Source organism: Rhodoferax sp. UBA5149 (assembly GCF_002413825.1).
Taxonomy (GTDB): domain Bacteria; phylum Pseudomonadota; class Gammaproteobacteria; order Burkholderiales; family Burkholderiaceae_C; genus Rhodoferax.
Window position 1 is genome coordinate 1 of the sequence record NZ_DHXT01000114.1, and the last position, 714, is coordinate 714.

Annotated in this window: 1 protein-coding gene; it reads right to left on the bottom strand. The window is 63.0% G+C overall.

Annotated elements, in window-relative coordinates:
• The coding region (locus B3V69_RS10255) for a Gfo/Idh/MocA family oxidoreductase (RefSeq protein WP_296446240.1) at positions 1-714 on the bottom strand (714 nt) is incomplete at both ends.

The window sequence follows — 714 nt, forward strand, 5'->3', positions numbered from 1 at the left end:
GCGCCCTTCGCGGATGGCGGCGAAGAACTCGCGGTCTTGCAGCTCGATGCCGTTCATGGCCACATCGACCTGACTCACATCGATCTTTTCTTCCTTGGCCGTCAACAGATCGTCGTAGCGCGCGAGGTAGGTGGCGCTGTCGCCGATGTAGCGGAAGAAAGTGCCCAGCGGGCCATCGTTGTTGAACGAGAGGCTCAGCGTGCAGATGGCGCCGTTGGCGGCCTTGAGCTGGATGCTCATGTCCATGGCGATGCCCAGCACCGGGTGGATCGGCCCCTGCACCGCGTTGGCCTTGACGATGGGGCTGCCGCACTGGTAGGCAAACAGGTCCACCGTGTGGGCCGCGTGGTGCCACAGCAGGTGATCGGTCCAGGAGCGGGCCTGGCCCAGCGCGTTCATGTTGCTGCGGCGAAAGAAATAAGTTTGCACATCCATCTGCTGGATGTTGAACTTGCCCGCCGCAATTTGCTGGTGCACGTACTGGTGACTGGGGTTGAAGCGCCGGGTGTGGCCGCACATCGCCACCAGGCCGGTCTGCTCCTGCATGGCGGCGACTTCGAGCGCACCGCGCAAGCTGTCGGCCAGTGGAATTTCCACTTGCACGTGCTTGCCCGCCTTCAGGCAGGCGATGGTTTGCGCGGCGTGCATTTGCGTCGGCGTGCACAGGATGACGGCATCCACTTCGGGCAAAGCCAGGCTCTCATTCAGCTCGGT